Annotated in this window: 3 protein-coding genes; 2 read left to right on the plus strand and 1 reads right to left on the minus strand. The window is 72.4% G+C overall.

The features are described from left to right. Nucleotides 1–165: 165 nt before the first annotated feature. Nucleotides 166–1,074, plus strand: coding sequence for an ABC transporter permease (locus tag V7050_RS20050; protein WP_324374597.1), 909 nt, complete (start codon nt 166–168; stop codon nt 1,072–1,074). Nucleotides 1,075–1,082: 8 nt separating this feature from the next. Here V7050_RS20050 and V7050_RS20055 read toward each other — a convergent pair whose 3' ends face one another. Then, entirely contained in the window at nt 1,083–2,240 is a 1,158-nt protein-coding gene (locus V7050_RS20055) for a winged helix-turn-helix domain-containing protein (RefSeq protein ID WP_324369913.1), read from the minus strand. A gap of 53 nt (nt 2,241–2,293) precedes the next feature. Here V7050_RS20055 and V7050_RS20060 point away from each other — a divergent pair. Next, on the plus strand, nt 2,294–2,807 hold a 514-nt coding region (locus tag V7050_RS20060), incomplete at its 3' end, for an ABC transporter permease (protein WP_324411139.1).

Raw genomic sequence — 2,807 nt, forward strand, 5'->3', positions numbered from 1 at the left:
TGCGGCTTGCGCCTCCGGGCGACCGGACCGGGCAAGGCGCCACCGGCGCCTCGCCGTCTTCGGTCCGGGGGGATGTTCTGCGGGCCGCGCGGGGCGCGGCCATTGCCCGCGGCCCGGCCTCGGGATGGCGGCGGCGGTTGACGCCTGCCATGCGAGGCGGGGGACATGAGCGCCCGGGGGATGGCGTCGCGGGCGGCCATGTCGGGGGGCGGGGGCAGCGCCTTTCCGGTGGCGGTGGTGGTCCTCGGCATCCTCGCGATCTGGTATGTCGCGGCGGTGGCACTGAACTCGGCCTGGGCGCTGGATCAGGCGGGGCGGGACGGGGTGACGCTCTCGGCGCGCGAGCTGGTCGCCGATACCTGGAGCCAGGAGCGGCCGCGGCTGCCGGCGCCGCATCAGGTGGCGGTGGAGCTCTGGAACACCACGGTCGCCATGCCGGTCACCTCCAAGCGCAGCCTGATCTACCACGCCTGGATCACCCTCTCGGCGACGCTGGCGGGCTTCGTGCTGGGCACGGGCCTCGGGATCCTGCTGGCGGTCGGGATCGTGCACGACCGCACCACGAACGCGAGCGTGATGCCCTGGGTGATCGCGAGCCAGACGGTGCCGATCCTCGCCATCGCGCCGATGATCATCGTGGTGCTCGCCTCGGTCGGCGTGGCAGGACTGCTGCCCAAGGCGCTGATCTCGATGTATCTTTCCTTCTTTCCGGTCGTCGTCGGCATGGTGAAGGGCTTCCGCAGCCCCGAGACCATGCTGCTCGACCAGATGCGGACCTGGAACGCGAGCCCGGCGCAGACCTTCTGGAAGCTGCGCTGGCCGGCGGCGCTGCCCTATCTCTTCGCCTCGCTCAAGGTGGCGGTGGCGGCGAGCCTCGTGGGCGCGATCATCGGCGAGCTGCCGACCGGGGCGGTGGCGGGCCTGGGCGCGCGCATGCTCACGGGCAGCTATTACGGGCAGACGGTGCAGATCTGGTCGGCGCTGATGATGGCCTCGATCCTCGCCGCCACGCTGGTGGGGCTGATCGGGCTCGCCGAGCGGCTGACCGTGCGGGCGATGGGCGGGCGGGCCTGAGCATGGGATCAGGACGCGAACTGGAAGGCCTCGAAGCGATGCAGCGCCGCCTCGATCGCCGCCTTGTCGCCCGCGGCGGGGGCGCCCTCGGTCCAAGTCCATTGCCGGATCTCGAGCCGGCGCTTGCTGCGATCGGCCTTGATGTCGATGGCCGCGGCGATGCGGTCGCCGACGAGCACCGGCAGCGCGAAATAGCCGAAGCGGCGGCGGGACTCCGGCACATAGGCCTCGAAGACATGGTCGTAGCCGAAGAGGAGGCCGAGGCGCTTGCGCTGGATGACGAGCGGATCGAAGGGCGAGAGGATATGGACCGCGGTGGGGTCCACCGGGGCGGGCGGATCGGCGGCGGCCTCGGGGGTGATCCAGTGCGGGGGTGCGCCCTCGATCCCCAGCGCGACCGGCAGGAGGCGCCGGCGGCGCACCCGGCCGGCGATCAGCTCGGCCATGGCGGGCTTGCGGGCGGCGTCGAGATAGCAGATCGAATCGAGGCAGACCGCGCCCTGGGCGCCGAGCGCGCGGTCGAGCAGGTAGTCGAGCACCTGGCGCGGGCTCGCCGGGCGCGGGCTCGCGTCCCAGCCGAAATGCCGGCGGGTCAGGTCGTAGGTCTTGAGCATGCCCGAGCGGGCGCTGATCGTGAGCGCGCCGCCGTGGAAGCCGCATTCGAGCGCGCGTTTCGACGGCTTGCGGCTCGCCCAGAGATGGACCTTCTCCACCGGCGTGTCGTCGAAATCGCGGATCGAGAGCGGGCCGTCGCGCCGGATGCGGGCGAGGACGCGGCGCAGCTCGCCCGGCGGGGTGCTGCCGAACCAGCGCCCCGGGGTTTCGCGCCGGCGCTTCATCTCCGGCAGGAAGAAGCGGAAGTCGCGGGTCGGCACATAGGCCAGCGCATGGGTCCAGTATTCGAAGACCGACTTGTCGCGGCTGAGCGCCGCATGCAGGTCGGCGCGGCGGTAGCCGGGGATGCGGCTCCAGAGGATATGGTGATGGGCGCGCTCGATCACGTGGATGGTGTCGATCTGCACGTAGCCGAGCTGCTCGACCGCCCTGCGCACCGCCTCGGGGCCGGTGCCGAAGGGCTCCGGCGCATCGAGGCGCTGGGCGCGCAGCCAGATCCGGCGGGCGTCGGCGGCGGAGAGCTCGAGCGGGGCGCGGCGGGCGGGGGACATCGGCCACGGGGTGCCACGGCGCGCGGGCGCTGTCAAAGCCGGGCGGGGCGGCGATGAACCTCGCGGTGATCGCCGCGCTCGGGCTCTGGGCCGGCGCCTGGTGGCTGAACGTGCGGCTGGCGGCGCGGGCGACCAGCGGTCCGGGGCGGCTGCTGCCGCCGCTGCTCTTCGGGGCGACGCTGATCGCGCTCTGGGAGCTCCTGGTGCGCGGGCTGGCGGTGAGCCCGGTGCTGCTGCCGGCGCCGAGCGCCATCGCGGCGCGTTTCGCCACTTCGACCGGCATCCTCTGGGCCGATGTGGTGCAGACCTTCTTCAAGGGCGCGCTGGCGGGCTATGTCATCGGCTGCGGCGCGGCCTTCCTCGTGGGCGTCGCGGTGGACCGGCTGCCCTTCCTGCGCCGGGGGCTCTTGCCGGTCGGCAATTTCGTCTCCGCCCTGCCGATCATCGGCATGGCGCCGATCATGGTGATGTGGTTCGGCTTCGACTGGCATTCCAAGGCGGCGATCGTGGTGCTGATGTGCTTCTTTCCGATGCTGATCAACACGGTGCAGGGGCTCGGCGCCGCCG

Source organism: Amaricoccus sp. (assembly GCF_036846665.1).
Classification (GTDB): Bacteria; Pseudomonadota; Alphaproteobacteria; order Rhodobacterales; family Rhodobacteraceae; genus Amaricoccus.

Excerpts from the sequence above, each read along its gene's own strand:
- V7050_RS20050 (WP_324374597.1), top strand. The coding sequence starts at position 166 with ATGAGCGCCCGGGGGATGGCGTCGCGGGCGGCCATGTCGGGGGGCGGG.
- V7050_RS20055 (WP_324369913.1), bottom strand. The coding sequence starts at position 2,240 with ATGTCCCCCGCCCGCCGCGCCCCGCTCGAGCTCTCCGCCGCCGACGCC.